This window comes from Serratia proteamaculans (assembly GCF_013337185.1).
In the GTDB taxonomy this organism is placed as follows: Bacteria; Pseudomonadota; Gammaproteobacteria; order Enterobacterales; family Enterobacteriaceae; genus Serratia; species Serratia proteamaculans_D.
This window is the reverse complement of sequence record NZ_SWDE01000004.1, coordinates 397665-413653: the sequence shown is the minus strand read 5'-3', so window position 1 is coordinate 413653 and position 15989 is coordinate 397665. Positions and strand designations below refer to the sequence as shown.

14 protein-coding genes are annotated in these 15989 nt (G+C 57.0%); 8 read left to right on the top strand and 6 right to left on the bottom strand.

The window, feature by feature from the left end; all coding sequences use genetic code 11:
- Positions 1-41 precede the first annotated feature (41 nt).
- From FCL49_RS18080 to FCL49_RS18070, 3 genes are read right to left on the bottom strand one after another with little or no spacing between them, the layout of a single operon-like run.
- Complete coding sequence (locus FCL49_RS18080) at positions 42-1277, bottom strand: cytochrome c (RefSeq protein WP_174354603.1); 1236 nt, start codon at positions 1275-1277, stop codon at positions 42-44.
- Positions 1274-1828 (bottom strand): (2Fe-2S)-binding protein, encoded by a 555-nt coding sequence (locus FCL49_RS18075; RefSeq protein ID WP_174354602.1) that lies wholly within the window; start codon positions 1826-1828, stop codon positions 1274-1276. The genes FCL49_RS18080 and FCL49_RS18075 overlap by 4 nt, the downstream gene beginning before the upstream one ends.
- On the bottom strand, positions 1825-4614 hold the full coding sequence (locus FCL49_RS18070) for a xanthine dehydrogenase family protein molybdopterin-binding subunit (protein WP_174354601.1): 2790 nt from the start codon (positions 4612-4614) through the stop codon (positions 1825-1827). The genes FCL49_RS18075 and FCL49_RS18070 overlap by 4 nt, the downstream gene beginning before the upstream one ends.
- Positions 4615-4818: 204 nt before the next feature.
- Between FCL49_RS18070 and FCL49_RS18065 the strand changes: the two genes are divergently transcribed.
- On the top strand, positions 4819-5403 hold the full coding sequence (locus tag FCL49_RS18065; protein ID WP_174354600.1) for a nucleotidyltransferase family protein: 585 nt from the start codon (positions 4819-4821) through the stop codon (positions 5401-5403).
- A gap of 6 nt (positions 5404-5409) precedes the next feature.
- Complete coding sequence (locus tag FCL49_RS18060; protein WP_174354599.1) at positions 5410-6462, top strand: XdhC family protein; 1053 nt, start codon at positions 5410-5412, stop codon at positions 6460-6462.
- On the opposite strand, the gene FCL49_RS18055 is transcribed toward FCL49_RS18060, so the two are convergent.
- Entirely contained in the window at positions 6386-7252 is an 867-nt protein-coding gene (locus FCL49_RS18055) for a helix-turn-helix domain-containing protein (protein WP_174354598.1), read from the bottom strand. The two genes, FCL49_RS18060 and FCL49_RS18055, sit on opposite strands and share 77 nt — an antisense overlap.
- A 169-nt stretch (positions 7253-7421) precedes the next feature.
- A complete protein-coding gene (fumA, locus tag FCL49_RS18050; protein WP_174354597.1) occupies positions 7422-9068 on the bottom strand; it encodes a class I fumarate hydratase FumA in 1647 nt (548 codons plus the stop codon).
- A 371-nt stretch (positions 9069-9439) separates the two neighbouring features.
- Between fumA and FCL49_RS18045 the strand changes: the two genes are divergently transcribed.
- The 6 genes from FCL49_RS18045 to ruvX all read left to right on the top strand — a co-directional run bounded on the left by FCL49_RS18045 (position 9440) and on the right by ruvX (position 13784).
- Positions 9440-9952 (top strand): SprT family zinc-dependent metalloprotease, encoded by a 513-nt coding sequence (locus FCL49_RS18045; RefSeq protein ID WP_174354596.1) that lies wholly within the window; start codon positions 9440-9442, stop codon positions 9950-9952.
- A gap of 101 nt (positions 9953-10053) precedes the next feature.
- Complete coding sequence (endA, locus tag FCL49_RS18040) at positions 10054-10749, top strand: deoxyribonuclease I (protein ID WP_174354595.1); 696 nt, start codon at positions 10054-10056, stop codon at positions 10747-10749.
- Between the two features lie 187 nt (positions 10750-10936).
- The gene (gene rsmE / locus FCL49_RS18035) at positions 10937-11668 is read left to right on the top strand and encodes a 16S rRNA (uracil(1498)-N(3))-methyltransferase (protein WP_174354594.1); all 732 of its coding nucleotides are present in this window, start codon (positions 10937-10939) and stop codon (positions 11666-11668) included.
- A 10-nt stretch (positions 11669-11678) separates the two neighbouring features.
- Complete coding sequence (gene gshB, locus FCL49_RS18030; RefSeq protein WP_112347374.1) at positions 11679-12629, top strand: glutathione synthase; 951 nt, start codon at positions 11679-11681, stop codon at positions 12627-12629.
- A gap of 169 nt (positions 12630-12798) precedes the next feature.
- Complete coding sequence (locus FCL49_RS18025; RefSeq protein ID WP_174354593.1) at positions 12799-13362, top strand: YqgE/AlgH family protein; 564 nt, start codon at positions 12799-12801, stop codon at positions 13360-13362.
- Positions 13362-13784 carry a Holliday junction resolvase RuvX gene (ruvX, locus tag FCL49_RS18020; protein ID WP_012146730.1) on the top strand — a complete coding sequence of 141 codons (423 nt, stop codon included), beginning with the start codon at positions 13362-13364 and terminating at the stop codon, positions 13782-13784. The genes FCL49_RS18025 and ruvX overlap by 1 nt, the downstream gene beginning before the upstream one ends.
- Here ruvX and FCL49_RS18015 read toward each other — a convergent pair.
- On the bottom strand, positions 13747-15930 hold the full coding sequence (locus FCL49_RS18015) for a fimbria/pilus outer membrane usher protein (RefSeq protein ID WP_174354592.1): 2184 nt from the start codon (positions 15928-15930) through the stop codon (positions 13747-13749). The two genes, ruvX and FCL49_RS18015, sit on opposite strands and share 38 nt — an antisense overlap.
- Between the last annotated feature and the right edge of the window lie 59 nt (positions 15931-15989).

The window sequence follows — 15989 nt, the reverse complement described above, 5'->3', positions numbered from 1 at the left end:
AAAAAATGGCTCGGTATACCGAGCCATTTTTTCATTGAACCTTACTTACGCAGCGCTTTCACCTGCTCAGCCGTCACATCCGCCGGCAACCCGCCCCAGGTCACACGCAGATAGTTCACCAGCTCCGCCACCTGTGCATCATCGAGTCGTTCGCCAAAGGCCGGCATACTCTGCATGCTCTCGCCGTTAGGGAATTGCTGTGCCGGTAAACCGTCCAGTATCGAGACAATCAGGTTTTTAGCGTCCGGTTGGCGCAGCGTAGCGTTATCACGCATCGCGACCGCCACATGAGGCTTACCCTGGCCTTCACGCGCATGACAACCGGAGCACTGATCCTGATAGCTGATGCGCCCGGCATCGCTGCCCTGACCGATTTTAACCGGCACAGCCGCCGGCGGCTGCTCACCCATCAGATAGGTCGCCAGCGCCTGGTGGTCTTCCGGTGTCAGATGACGGGTGCTGAGATCCACCACCATATGCATCTCGCTAAAGGCGGAGCCCTGCGGCGCCAAACCGGTGGAGAGGAAACGGTTCAGATCCTCCGGCGTCCAGCCACGCTGTGCCAACCCGTGCGGAGTGATATTCGGTGCCATAAAGCGCCCAAGATCACCGCCCTGCATAGGTTTACTCAGATCCATTTGCCCCAGCATACCGCGTGGCGTGTGGCATTCCCCACAGTGGCCCAGCGTATCCGCCAGATAACGACCGCGTTGCCACTGCGCCGAAGCCCCCTGCGAACTGGCCGGCAGCGGATCCTGACTACGGAACAACAGATTCCAGCCAATCAGCGCCATGCGCTGGTTAAACGGGAACGGCATGGCGTTTTCCGGAATGGCAACATCCACCGCCGGACGGGTCATCAGATAGGCATAGATGTCATCGGCATCCTGACGCGACATCCCTTTATACGAGGTATAAGGCATCGCCGGATACAGATGACGGCCACCCGGTGCCACACCCTGAGTCACCGCCAGGAAGAAGTCGTCCTTGGTCCAGCGACCAATCCCCTGATCGGCCGAAGGCGTCAGGTTACTGCCATAGATAGTGCCGAACGGCGTATCCAGCGGATAACCACCGGCCATTGGCGCGCCACCACTGGCGGTATGACAGGCGGCGCAGTCGGCGGCCTGAGCCAGATAGCGGCCCCGGGCAACCTGTTCCGTGCTGGCGGTGACCTTCTGTACCGGGCCGTCGTAATGGCGATTTTCACGCCACCACAGCACGGCGATGACAATAATCACCACCAGCAGGATCAGCAGTGCGAGACGTTTTTTCATTGCGCCGTCTCCTTCACCAGACCTGGGGTTTTCAGCACCACGTCGCGTACCGCTTCGTAGTAACGCACATAGCCGGTACAGCGGCAGATATGGCTGTCCAGCGCCTGTTCAATCGCACTTTCCAGCTGATCGCGGGCAATCGGCTCCCGCTTGAGTTTCTCGACAAAAATAGTGGCGGCGTTAACAAAGCCCGGCGTGCAGTAACCGCACTGGAAGCTGTAATGCTCCAGGAAAGCCTGCTGGATCGGCGAAAGCTCGACCACTTCGCCCTGCTCATCCACCTTGGCGTGGCCTTCGACGGTACGCACTTTCTTGCCGCTGAAGAAATGCGCGCCGGTGATACAGGTACGCACTTCCTCACTGGTGCCGCTCGGGTGATCGACAATCGCCACGCAGGCGTGGCAGATCCCCTGCCCGCAACCAAGACGTGAGCCGGTCAGGTCGAGGTACTCGTGCAGGAAGTCGATCATCATCAGCCCTTCCGGCACTTCGATCGGGCCGTACTGCTTTTCATTGATGGTCAGGGAAATTGGCTGGGTTTTAATGCTCATTGTAATACCTCACGAATATTTTCTGCACGAACGGGCAAATCACGGAAACGGTGGCCGGTAGCGTCGGCGATAGCGTTAACCAGTGCCGCCACTACCGGGATCATCACCACTTCGGCCATGCCTTTGGGTGGATCGGTTTCCGACAGCGCGGGCAGGATGTCATCGGTCTGTTTCCAGACCGCCACATCGCTGGCGCGCGGCAGGTGGTAACGGTTAAAGTTCCAGGTACCGTTACCGGGCCCGTCTTCGTACAGCGGTAAATATTCGTGCAGCGCATGGCCAATCCCCATCGCCAGGCCACCCTGCAATTGGCCGGAAACCAGTTCCGGCACAATCAGGTTGCCGCACTCCATGATTGAATGGTGGTTCAGCAGTTCCACCTGACCGGTAGCGATATCCACCGCCACTTCCGCCAGGGTCCCGACGGCGCTGTAATAGGTGACCGCCGCGTTATTGCGTTGGGTCGGTGGATAGTAGGCCTGGCTGCGCGGCAAGGTTTTAAACTCACCATTGGCATTGCGCACCGCCAACCCGTCAATCGGCAGACGCTCGCTTTTGCCGCTCAGGGTGAAGTCCGCTTCCGCCCACTGCCAGCGGTTAAATACGTGTACCGCTGCACCGGTGATACCGCCCATCTGGTAGGCTTGTTTCGCCAGCCGCTCCAGGCTCAGCACTTCCATGCCGGCCGCGGTCAGGCCGCCTTCTACCCAGCGGGCGTCTTCTCTGCGCACTACCAATGGCGCAGCCTGGCCGCCACCGGGGCCGGATTGCCAAATAGCCATCGCCGCCGGCCACAGGCCGTGATCGAATATCAGCCGCGCCGCTTCACGCGTGCTGTGGGAGAAGTAAAATGCCGAGTTGCTGGCGCTGGACGGTGAGCAATAGCTTGGCGTCCAGGCCGGGTTGGCCTGCAACTTGTCCTGTTCGGCCTGCGACATGATGTAAGGATCGCCGCTGGTGACCATCGGCAGTACCGACCAGTCGGTCACCGAGAAGTGCGCCTCATCCGCCGGTTTACCCAGCCACTGTGCGCACAGCACCGATTGTGAGGTCGACATGCCGGTTCCCATTTCGGCACCGCTGTGATGCAGCATGATGCGCCCGTCTTCCCCCAGCTCGACGCGGGCAAACGAGGTCTCAGCCCCGGTGCCGAAGTCTTTTTGCACGCAGCCAAAGCCGACGCCATAACGTTTACCCGGGTGCTTGCTCTCAAACTCCGCCTTGCGCTGGGCACGTTGCAGCCACATCTCATGCCTGGCTGCCTTTTCCAACACTTCATCGGCACGAATGGCCCCGGCCGGGATAGCGCCCTGGGTATTTTTCATGCCGGATTTCAGCACGTTGCGCAAACGGAATTCGATCGGGTCGATCTTCAGCTCGGCAGCCAGTTCATCCACCATCATCTCGGTAGCGGCCATGCTTTGCAGCGTGCCGTAGCCGCGTGCCGAACCGGCATCAATGGCGCGCGAAGCCAACCCCACCGATGACAAATCGCTTTTCGGGAAGTAGTAAATCGACTGTGCCGCCGTCGCCGCCACCATCACCACCGACGGCGTGAAGTTGCTGCGGCCACCGCCGTCTGCCGTCATCTCACCGTGGAATGACTGCAAGACACCGGTTTGACGGTTGACCGCAATGCGGTAATTCATGTCGAAAGCATGGCGCTTCAGCGCCGTCTGGAACTGTTCGAAACGGTCATTGGCCAGGCGTACCGGGTGTCCGTCGCCGTACATCGCCGCCACCGCGCCGTAGTACGGGAAGTTATAGTGATCTTTCGAACCGTAACCCACGGTGTAGCACGGGTGCAGAATCAGCTGTTTCACCGGCGGATTGTGTTTGGCCAGCATGCGCGGCATTTCGTCGGCCACTTCCTGTGGTGACTGGGTCGGCACCACCAAATGCAGAGTCTGCGTCGTGGCATCATACCAGCCGTTGGCGTTATCCGGCTCCAGCGCCGAGGTATCGACGGACTGCGTGGTATAGCGGCGCGACATCACCAGCCAGTCTTCCGGCGGCGTTTGCAGCTCATTGGCGATCATCCCGGCGTAATACATCCCTTCCTGATCCAGCTTGCCGCCTTCGCGGCCTTCCGGCCAGACCGGCAGGTGTTTCTTCATCGAAACCGGGAAAATCGGCGTGTCTTTCAGGCTGGAGAAGCGATCGTCGTCGAACGGCTTATCGCCCCCCACACGTACATAGCGGAAAGTGCCCCAGGGATCCCGCTCCAGCGGGCCGGTCTCCGCCCCGTACTTGAGAGTTTCTTCACGGAATTTCAGCTTGTCTTTGGCAAAGCGGAAACGGGCGAAATCGTGATAAATCAGGATCGCCACCGCCTGGCCCAGATAGGCCGGAGTTTTACCGATCGGCAGCAGCATGTCGTCGCCATAGAATGCCGGGAAGGCCAGGCCGTCACGCGCCAAATCATCTGCCGTTACCAGCCGGTCGGGCTGCAGGTCATCCCCCAGCAACGAGAGATCGATGCCCTCGAACAGCCGGTCAGCCTTGGTGACACGTAAAATAAAAGCGTGCGCCTGCTGTTGCGGCCAGTGCGGCATATCGACCGCGCGAATGTCGCGGGCGAACACCTTCTGCCCCATCACCTTGGCGCGGCCATCGATGCGAAAGCGAATACGCTTTTCATGGGCATCCCAGTTCGGAGACTGAAGGATTTTTTGCTCGAACAGCGCGGCGTAGGCACGGCTGTACAGTGGAGCGAGGTATACGGAGACCCCCGCAATCACGGCGCTTTTGATAAAGCGGCGCCGCGACGGGTTAAAGTTGCTCATAAAAAGTCCTTTGTTTCTTTATTGTATTTTTGTATTCAGCGGTGGTGTTGCGCAAACGCTGACGACCTTGCCGTAGACGTCATAAGCATATGCTTATAACCAAAATTATGTGATGATTAACATGCTGTTTTCAAGAAAAACACATCTCAAGAACACATATTTTTAGTAAGGTAATAATAAGTTGCGCAAATTCGGGCGGGTAAGATGACAACGGGCATAGTGATCGCCGCCGCCGGACGTGGAGAGCGTTTCTCTCTGGCCGGTGGCGAAGGCAATAAATTGAATGCCGGGTTTGCAGACGACTCCGGCCAGCAACGTTCCGTATTTGAACAAACGCTGCGTCAGGCGCTGGCCTCTGGTTTGCCGGTATGGGTGGTGACCCGGCCGGACAATCTCCAGGTGCAGCAGGTCTGCGCGGCCTATCAGGTTCCGGTCACACTGCTGGCAAGCTCTGGCCTCGGAGAATCCATCGCCGCCGGCGTTAACGCCACCCCGCACTGGCAAGGCTGGCTGATCCACTTAGCGGATATGCCCTTCGTTACGCCGACGGTTTTCCAGCAGGTGGCGGCCGCTCTACAGCAACACACCATCGCCCGCCCCGGTTTCCAGCAGCAACCGGGACACCCGGTCGGGTTTTCCGCCATTTTGCGCAAACAACTGGGCCAATTGCGCGGTGATAATGGCGCACGTGAACTGCTTAAAGGGCAGTCGGTGTTCCTGCTTCCTCTTGAAAGGTCCGAGGTGGTGCAGGATATTGATCTTCCGTCACAGCTACCGGCCAGCGAGTAAATCATCATGCAACATCTCGATATCACCGTGGTCAACCAGGCGATAAGCTGGCTGAAGCAACAACCGGTATGGCTGTGCACCGTACTGAGCACCTATGGCTCCTCACCGCGTTCGCCGGGGGCCATGTTGGTGGCCACCCAGGACGGGCATTATTGCGGGTCGCTGTCGGGGGGCTGCGTTGAAGAGGATTTTCTGCGACGCGTGGCGGCGGGGGAATATCAGGCGGCCAGCCAGGTGATCCGTTATGGTGAAGGAGGTCTGGAGCCGAACGTGGCGCTGCCGTGCGGTGGCGTACTGGAAGTGCTGATCGAATCCCTGCCTGCCGGCGACGACAGCATTGCCTATCTGACAAAAATTGCCGGTGCACTGAACGGACACCATGCGCTGGCCAAACGTCTGACACTGCCCGATGCCTGTACCAGCCTGACATTGACCGACTTTGCCAGCGCCACCCAGGTGGAACGTCGCGGCCCGCAGGTCACTTTGCATATCGCTGCGGCCCCGCGTTTACTGATCGCCGGGCTATCGAGCGTGGCGCTGTACTGCGCCGACTTCGCCAGCTCTCTGGGGTTTGAAGTGTTGGTCTGTGAGAATCGGCCGGAGGCGCTGGATAATTTCGCCCCGCAGCTCAGAGCCAACGTCACCTTGTTGCGCCAGTTCCCGGCCAAGTTTATTGAAGACGGCGGCTGCCACGCCAATACCGCGATTGTGGCGCTGACCCACGATCCGCGCATGGACGATCTGACGCTGATGGAGGCGATCCATACCCCGGCGTTTTATATCGGTGCCATGGGATCATTACGCAACAGCGCGCGTCGGCGCCAGCGCTTACAGCAAATTGCCGAATTCAGCCCGCTGGAACTCGAGCGTATTCATGCCCCGATCGGGTTGCCACTCGGCAGTAAAACCCCGGCGGAAATCGCGCTGGCGGTGATGGCGGATATCGTGCAGCAGAAAAACCGCACTACCGCCGCCCTGTCTGTCAACCAAGCGGAGTCACTGGCACCAGATGCTGGAGCTCAAGCTGCAACTCCTCCCGCTCGTTCAGCGAATAGTTAAACATCGTCAGGTCTGGCCCTACTCTGCGGGCCAGGCCCAATTCCGGTAGTGCCTGGGTGTAAATCTGCACCACATGGTCGTGCAAGGCCACCGGCTTGCCGGAGTAACAAAAGCGGCAATAATCGCCGTGAATTTCCGGCCATGGCTCAAGCCCGGCGGCATCACTGGCCGGGCAGTCCTCGGCAATGCCAAGCGCATATTCCACTCTGACCTGCTCTCCATCAGGAATAAACTGGGTCAATGCATAGGTCAACGCCGGCCGACTGGCCACCGATTGATAGAACTGCTCTCTGATTTTGCTGCGAATGTGCAGGTGCGACTTATCCAAATCGGCAATATCGAGGTGGTAAGCGTAACTTTTCCCCTTAATCGCATACTGCCCTTTGACCACCTTGATGCGATCAACCTGAATGTCGCCGGGATGGTTGGTTGACAGCGAACGAACCAGGTGGCTGAAATCCTGCTTGCGGGCATGGCGATAGACGCTGGGAGATTCGGCAAAGTGCTTTTTGAAGCAGCGGGAAAAGGTTTGCTGGTTATCAAATTGATATTCAATGGAAATATCAAGAATGCTCTTTTGCGTGAAGCGCAGGGCAAAAGCGGCGAGATACAAACGACGGGCGCGAATATAAGAGGCCAGCGACAGACTGGTCTGCGTCTTGAACATTCGTTGCAGGTACCATTTCGAGTAGCCTGATTTGGCAGAAACGATATCCAATGATAGCGGGTTGGTCAGGTTGTCTTCAATCCAGACCAGTAATTCCCTGATATGATTTTCTTGCGTTTCCATGTAGTTGCCGAGCCTTCTGTGCCAAATATGCCTTTATACGTATGTTATTGCTGCGCACGTAGGGTATACAGGTTAAAACGCGGCGTCCAGCGGGCTACAGGACTTTACACAGGGTCTGATCAAACCTGAAACTTGCCGCCCGCAGTTGAGCGGCAAGTATTCACTAAAGTTATTTCACACAGCGCGAACACTGACCGGCCTGGATTTTCTGGAAGAAGTCATTGCCTTTATCATCCACCAGAATGAACGCCGGGAAATCTTCCACTTCGATTTTCCAGATGGCTTCCATCCCCAGTTCAGGGTATTCGACACAGGTCAGGCTCTTGATGCTTTGTTGCGCCAGCACCGCCGCCGGGCCGCCAATACTGCCGAGGTAGAAACCGCCGTGCTTATGGCAGGCGTCGGTCACTTGCTGGCTGCGGTTGCCCTTGGCCAACATGATCATGCTGCCGCCGTGGGACTGCAGTAGATCAACGTAAGAGTCCATACGTCCGGCGGTGGTTGGCCCCAGAGAACCAGAGGCGTAACCGTCCGGCGTTTTAGCCGGACCGGCGTAGTAAATCGGGTGATCTTTAACGTACTGCGGCAGACCTTCGCCGTTGTCCAGCCGCTCTTTCAGCTTGGCGTGGGCAATGTCGCGGCCCACGATGATGGTGCCGCTCAGTGACAGGCGGGTAGACACCGGGAATTGCGACAGCTGCTTGAGGATCTCGACCATTGGGCGGTTGAGGTCAATCTTGACGGCTTCGCCCTCCCCGGCCTGACGCAGTTCTTGCGGAATGAACTTGCCCGGATTGTGCTCCAGCTTCTCCAGCCAGATGCCGTCACGGTTAATCTTGCCCTTGATGTTACGGTCAGCGGAGCAGGAAACCCCCATGCCTACCGGGCAGGAAGCGCCATGGCGTGGCAGACGCACCACGCGGATGTCGTGCGCAAAGTATTTGCCGCCAAACTGCGCGCCCAACCCCAGATTCTGGGCTTCTTTCAGTAACTCTTCTTCCAGCGCTACGTCACGGAATGCCTGACCGTGCTCGTTACCTTCGGTCGGCAGGCCGTCATAGTACTTGGTCGAGGCTAGCTTGACGGTTTTCAGCGTCGCTTCGGCCGAGGTGCCACCGATAACGAATGCCACGTGGTAAGGCGGGCAGGCTGCGGTGCCCAGCGTGCGCATTTTTTCGACCAGATAATCCTTCAGCTTGCCCGGGGACAGCAATGCTTTGGTTTCCTGGTAAAGATAGGTTTTATTGGCTGAACCACCGCCCTTGGCGATACACAGGAATTTGTATTCTTCACCGTCAACGCTATAGAGATCGATCTGCGCCGGCAGGTTGCTGCCGGTGTTGACCTCGTTGTACATATCCAGCGCGGCGTTTTGCGAGTAGCGCAGGTTGTCTTCGATATAGGTGTTGTACACCCCACGTGACAATGCGGCTTCATCACCGCCGCCGGTCCAGACACGCTGGCCTTTTTTGCCGACGATGATGGCGGTGCCGGTGTCCTGGCAGGTCGGTAAAATACCCTTGGCGGCGATTTCTGAGTTACGTAAAAATTGCAGCGCAACGTACTTGTCGTTTTCGCTGGCGTCCGGATCCTTAAGGATATCGGCCACCTGCTGCTGGTGCGCCGGGCGCAGCATGAATGAGGCGTCATGGAACGCATGTTGAGCAAGGAGGGTTAACGCTTCGGGGGCTACTTTCAGCACTTCCTGGCCTTCAAACTCACTCACGGAAACGTGGTCACGGCTCAACAGATAGTATTCGGTATCGTCTTTTTTCAGCGGGAACGGATCTTGATAATGGAACGGTTTATTCGACATTAATCTCTCACTTGCAACGTCAGCTGCGTTAAATTCACACTTACTGAGCCAGCTCGGGGCAGGCCGCGTCAAAAAACTCCCCACACCTTACGTATTTTTAATCAGCCGGTTATTGCGCTAAATCGCATAATACCCTGCTGGTTTGTAGGGGCGCTGTATACTGCGCCCGTGTTAATCGGGACGAATATATTCATCCCCTACAGGTACAGTCTCAGCATGTACCCTTTATTATCCCGCAGTTAACACAATGATTACAATCCATCAGCGTCGATCGGGTTATCAATGTGGTGAAAAACCTGCCTGGCGGGCCGCTCGCGAATTTGCTTTGCCTCTTATTGCCAGCCGGCGCGCCATTGCTTAAGCTAGCCGCAATGAACAAAGTAAGAATCCCCATTGCGCTGCAACAGGCGGTGATGCGCTGTCTGCGAGAAAAACTGCAGCTGGCCCGTCAGCACTTTTCCGTCGAGTTCCCCGAGCCCAAAGTCGTTTACCAGCAACGTGGTACCAGCGCGGGCACCGCCTGGCTGCAAGCCTGGGAAATCCGGCTTAATCCGGTGCTGCTGATGGAAAACCAACAGCCGTTTATCGATGAAGTGGTGCCGCATGAACTGGCGCACCTGCTGGTATTCCGCCAGTTTGGTCGCGTGCCACCCCACGGCAACGAATGGCGCTGGATGATGGAAAGCGTGTTGCAGGTACCGGCCAGCCGTACCCATCAGTTTGAGATTGCCTCGGTGCAGAGCAAAACCTACCCCTACCGCTGCAGTTGCCAGCTACACCAGTTGACCGTGCGCCGCCACAATCGGGTGATGCGTGGAGAAAGCGAATATCGCTGCCGACAGTGTGGCGACAAACTGAATTTTTTCGCCGGCGAGCCCATTTAGCGGAACGATTTATCCGTTAAAACAAGCAAATATCGCCGTTTGCTACGGCTGCAAACTTCCGCTACCCTGCCTGCTTTTCCAATTTTGAGCTGTTTTGGAATATGCTTCGCAAAATTTTATTTATGGTGGTTCTCACTGCCGGTGCCGCACAGGCGCACGGCATCAATAACTTTTCTCAGGCCAAGGCGGCCGCGGCCAAAATCAATCAGGATGCGCCCGGCTCTTTCTACTGCGGCTGCCAGATCGACTGGCAGGGCAAAAAAGGCATTCCCGATCTGAACAGTTGCGGTTATCAGGCACGTAAAAACGCCCAACGCGCACAGCGTATTGAATGGGAACACGTGGTACCGGCCTGGCAGTTCGGCCACCAATTGCAGTGCTGGCAACAGGGCGGACGCAAAAACTGCAATAAAGACGCCGGTTATCGCCAAATCGAAACCGACCTGCACAACCTGCAGCCGGCGATAGGTGAAGTGAACGGCGATCGTAATAACTTTATGTACAGCCAATGGAAAGGTGGCGAAGGCCAGTACGGCCAGTGCCCGATGAAAGTGGACTTCAAAAACAAGCAGGCCGAACCGCCTGTCCGCGCCCGTGGCGCGATCGCCCGTACCTACTTCTATATGCGCGACCGTTACCAACTGCGGCTTTCCCGTCAGCAGACCCAGCTTTTCGAGGTATGGAACCGCCAGTATCCGGTCAACCAATGGGAATGTCTGCGCGAGGCACGCATCGCTAAGGTACAGGGCAACCATAATCCTTATATTCAGCAGGCTTGCCAGCAACGAAAGGGCTAAATCCCCTTCGTACTTAAAACTGCAGCGGTGTTGACTGCGTGAGCGCCCCCGAATCACTTACTTAAGTAAGCTCATCGGGATGCACTCACTTGCCGCCTTGCTGCAGCTTCAATTACTTTGGGTATATACTCTTTTTTTTCAAGCTGCAGCACTGATGACTGCACATGAGTCAGGATCGAATATTCATATGCGCATACCCCGTATTTATCACCCGCAGCCGTTGATCGACAACGCGGAAATCTTCTTAAGCGAAGACGCCGCCAACCATATCGGGCGTGTACTGCGCATGAACGCCGGCCAGGCGCTGCAGTTATTCGACGGCAGCAATCAGGTGTTTGACGCCCAGATCACTCAGGTCGACAAGAAAAATGTGCAGGTGCAGCTCAGCGCCGGCCAGTTGGAAGACCGGGAATCACCGCTCAATCTGCATCTGGGCCAGGTGATTTCTCGCGGTGAAAAGATGGAATTCACCATTCAGAAATCCATCGAGCTGGGGGTTAACGTCATTACCCCGCTGTTTTCCGAGCGCTGCGGCGTGAAATTGGACGGCGAACGCCTGGCGAAAAAAATTCAGCAGTGGCAAAAAATTGCCATCGCCGCCTGTGAACAGTGCGGCCGCAACCGCATCCCGGAAATCCGCGAGGCGATGCAACTGGAAGCCTGGTGTGCCGAGCAAGATGACAGCCTCAAGCTTAACCTGCACCCGCGCGCCAGCCACAGCATCAATACCCTGCCGCTGCCGGTGGAACATGTCCGGTTGCTGATTGGGCCGGAAGGCGGTTTATCAACGGGCGAAATTGCGATGACCACAGGCCACGGATTTACTGATATCCTGCTGGGGCCACGCGTTCTGCGTACAGAAACCACAGCGCTCACCGCAATTACCGCTTTGCAGGTACGTTTCGGCGACCTGGGTTAAAGGAGAAAAGATGATTAAGCTCGGCATCGTGATGGATCCTATCGCCTCCATCAATATCAAGAAAGACACCAGCTTCGCCATGCTGCTCGAAGCGCAGCGCCGTGGCTGGGAACTGCACTATATGGAGATGGACGATCTCTATCTGCACGCCGGTGACGGCCGCGCCCGCACCCGCCTGCTGAGCGTGAAGGAAGATAAAGAGAGCTGGTTCAGCTTTGGCAGCGAGCAGGATCTGGCGCTGCAGGATCTGGACGTGATCCTGATGCGTAAAGATCCGCCGTTCGATACCGAATACATCTACGCGACCTATATTCTCGAGCGTGCAGAGGTCAAGGGTACGCTGGTGGTCAACAAGCCGCAGAGCCTGCGTGACTGCAACGAAAAACTGTTCACCGCCTGGTTCCCGGAACTGACGCCGGATACCCTGGTCAGCCGCAGTGCGGCGCACATCCGTAAATTCCACCAGCAGCATGGCGACATCATCCTCAAGCCGCTGGACGGTATGGGCGGCGCGTCGATTTTCCGTGTGAAGCAGGATGACCCTAACCTGTCGGTGATTATCGAAACCCTGACCGAACACGGCAGTCGTTTCTGCATGGCGCAGAACTTCATTCCGGCGATCAAGGAAGGCGATAAACGCATTCTGGTGGTGGACGGTGAGCCGGTGCCTTACTGCCTGGCGCGTATTCCGGCGCAGGGCGAAACCCGTGGTAACCTGGCGGCCGGTGGCCGGGGTGAAGCGCGTCCGCTGAGCGAAAGTGACTGGAAAATTGCGCGTGCGGTAGCGCCAACGCTGAAAGAAAAAGGGCTGATTTTCGTGGGCCTGGACGTGATTGGCGATCGACTGACCGAAATCAACGTCACCAGCCCAACCTGCGCACGCGAAATCGAAGCGGCCTTCCCGGTGTCTATCACCGGTATGCTGATGGACGCGATCGAAAAGCGTCTGGCAGCGAAGTAATCCGCAGTGCGGGCGGCATTGTCGCCCGCTATCCTGACCTCCCTTACTGACGCTACCGGCCTCGGCTGAGCGAGTGCAGCTAACAACGCTGCAACTTGAAAGGCGACGGGGATGGCCGCATACTGGCGGCTGTTTAACTTATCACCCATCAACTGTCTAAAATAACACCATGAATTTACAGCACCATTTTCTTATCGCTATGCCATCACTTCAGGATCCTCGCTTCAAACGCTCGGTGATTTATGTCTGCGAGCACAATGAAGACGGCGCCATGGGCCTGGTGATCAATAAACCGGTGGAACAGTTCACGGTGGAAACAGTGTTGAGCAAACTGAAGATCATAGCGCAGACGCGTGATCCGGCGATCAGCCTCGATAAGCCGGTGTTTGCCGGCGGCCCGTTAGCGGACGATCGCGGCTTTATCCTGCATACGCCGCGCAAAGGCTTTGGCTCCAGCATTCAGATCTCGCCGGATACCATGATCACCACCTCGAAAGACGTGCTGGAAACGCTGGGCACCCCGGAGCAGCCGGATGACGTGCTGGTCGCGCTCGGTTATGCCGGCTGGGAGAAAGGCCAGTTAGAGCAGGAAGTGTTGGAAAACGCCTGGCTGACCATTGAAGCCGATACCGACATTCTGTTCCATACGCCGATCGCCAACCGCTGGCGTGCGGCCGCCAACCGCCTGGGCATCGACATCTGCAGCATTGCCAATCACGCAGGACACGCCTGATGACCAACCGCACCATTATCGCCTTCGACTTCGGCACCAAAAGCATTGGTGCCGCCATTGGGCAGGAACTCACCGGCAGCGCCCGCGCGCTGGCCGCCTTCAAAGCGCAGGACGGTTCGCCGGACTGGCAAAAGATCGAGAAGCTGCTCAAAGAGTGGCAGCCGGATCTGGTGGTGGTCGGCCTGCCACTGAACATGGACGGCACCGAACAGCTGGTGACCGAGCAGGCGCGTAAATTTGCCAACCGCCTGCACGGCCGTTTTGGCGTACAGATAGCGCTGCATGATGAACGCCTCAGTACCGTCGAAGCCCGCGCCAACCTGTTCGATCGCGGCGGGTTCCGCGCACTGGACAAGGGCAGCGTGGACTCCGCCTCGGCGGTGGTTATTTTGGAAAGCTGGTTTGAGCGTCAACTGGGCTAACTTTTTCAGCCGGTGCAAACCGGCTGAACATGATGGCCCCCGCCGTCGGTACCACTTCATCCTCGTCCTCCGGTAAGGTCCAGCCTTCCCGCAAACTATAAGTATTCAACGACAGCCGATTGACCCGGTACGAGGTCAATGACCCGACAATCGCATAGCCGCGCCAGTCGGTAGTCACGCCGTATTGGTTATCCACCCCGATACCCGGTGAACCCGGCACGCTGACCAGCGCTATGGTTTCACCGAGCGATTGCCCCAGCGTCACGCCCTGGCTGGACGCAATCATGCTACCGGAAAGTGCGGCATCCTGCTGCTGATAGCCAGGGCCGCGCGAATACCCCACCCGCAGTTGACCGGCGTTATATTGGTAACCGGCACTGAGATCCTGACTGCTGCCCTTTTTCTGACTTTGGGTAGTGCTGGCGGCATAGTTGAGGCTGTAATCCTTCAGCGCGGTGCCACTGATGCCCAGACGGCGACTATCTTCGCCATTCTTCACCAGGGTATGATCGTAGTTAAGCCTGACACGTGGCAACAATATCGCACTCATCGGGATAGAGAACGACAGGGCGAGCAGGGCCTGATCTTTGCCGTAAGAACGCTGGTTATATTCGGCACGCAGGTTCACGTCCAGCTCTCCCCAACTGCTGCTCACTCCTAATTCAAGACTGGTCTCGCCTTTCTCCTGCCCGCGCATCGTCTCCTTAACCAGCGTTAGATAGGCACTGTCAGAATCCGTAATAAACTGGTTATAGCTCGCCTCGAGACGGTATTTTTTTTCAGCATCAAAATCACCGGTAAAAACACCGTCATCCCAATCCCATGAGTAGGTTTTCTGCTGGACTATCGCCTCATTGAAAGTGCGGTAACTTTGTCTGGGGGGATAATACTGCGCCAACAGGCTAAAGGAGGACTCCCATTGAGGCACCGCCTTGGCATAACGCAGGCGGGCCATGCCTCCGTGATCGGGCTCTTGTCGCCGCGGTTCCACCGCCGATGAAAGGCTGTAATCCATCGACAAGGCTCCCCACTCATCCAGACTTTTGCCCACCCCCACCGCCACACTTCGATAGAGGTCGGAGGTAAGAAAGCCGCCATACAGCGTCATTTTGTAAGCCAAACCGCTGCTAAGGGACATTTCACCAAATACCGGCTGCGCCTGTTCACTGCCGTGGTAGGGCTGATATTTACCGACGGTGGCGTCGTACTTCCAATGATAGCGGTGCACCAGGTTGGGCATCGATGAATAGGGGATCCGCCGTTCGGTTTCGGTACCGTCGCTTTCCTTGATGATCACTTCAATATCACCGTCAGGGGCCGGCGGATAAACGTCCTTCAGAATAAAGGTGCCGGGCGAAACAAAGGTCTGATAAATCACCACGCCGTTCTGGCGGATCTTCACCTGTGCGTTGCTACGCGCATAACCGCGCACCCAGGGGGAGAAAGCTCGCAGGCCATCCGGTAACATCCTGTCGTCAGATACCAGGCTGATACCTCGATACTTCACACTGTTGAACAGCGTGGAAGGGGTATTGTTATCGCCTAAAGTCAACTGAGAACGCCAGGCCCTGATATCTCGAAAGGCAAACGCCCGCTCGGTATACCATGCGGGTTGACCCCAGGTTTCTTCCTGATATACCGGCTCATAACGCAAACGCCAGGCGCCAAGGTTAACACCGCTGTTAATATCCGCATTCACCCGGCGACGACGATCGGTATTGCGGTATTTTTCACCCTGGTAGTGGCTGTAATTGAGACGATAATCGACGAACGCGGCATTAATGCCGTCATCCCAACGGCTGGTGACCACGCCATTTTCTTTATTGGTGATGAGATGCTCCGGGATCACCAGCGTCAGTAACTGCGCATCCGGGTCATAAAACTGTTTTATATTGCGCTGTGCCAATGCCGCCGGCATCACGCAGTCGTCGGCAGAGAAATACATGGCGGCGACATCGGCATAACGCATCCCCCATTCCCTGAGCAGGGGCGCGGTGATGCAAACCTCCCCGCTGGGGGCCTGATCAAACCCGATGCGGCCGTGGTAGGCATTATTGACAATAACGTAGATTTTATTGGATTCGGCCAGACAGGCGGGCGCCACTAACGCCGTCAGCAGTAAGGATGTGCGCAAATAGAAAAGCATGGAGGGTTAACACCGGCTTTTTAACCCAATAAAAAAGGCGCTCTACGCGCCTTTAGTCT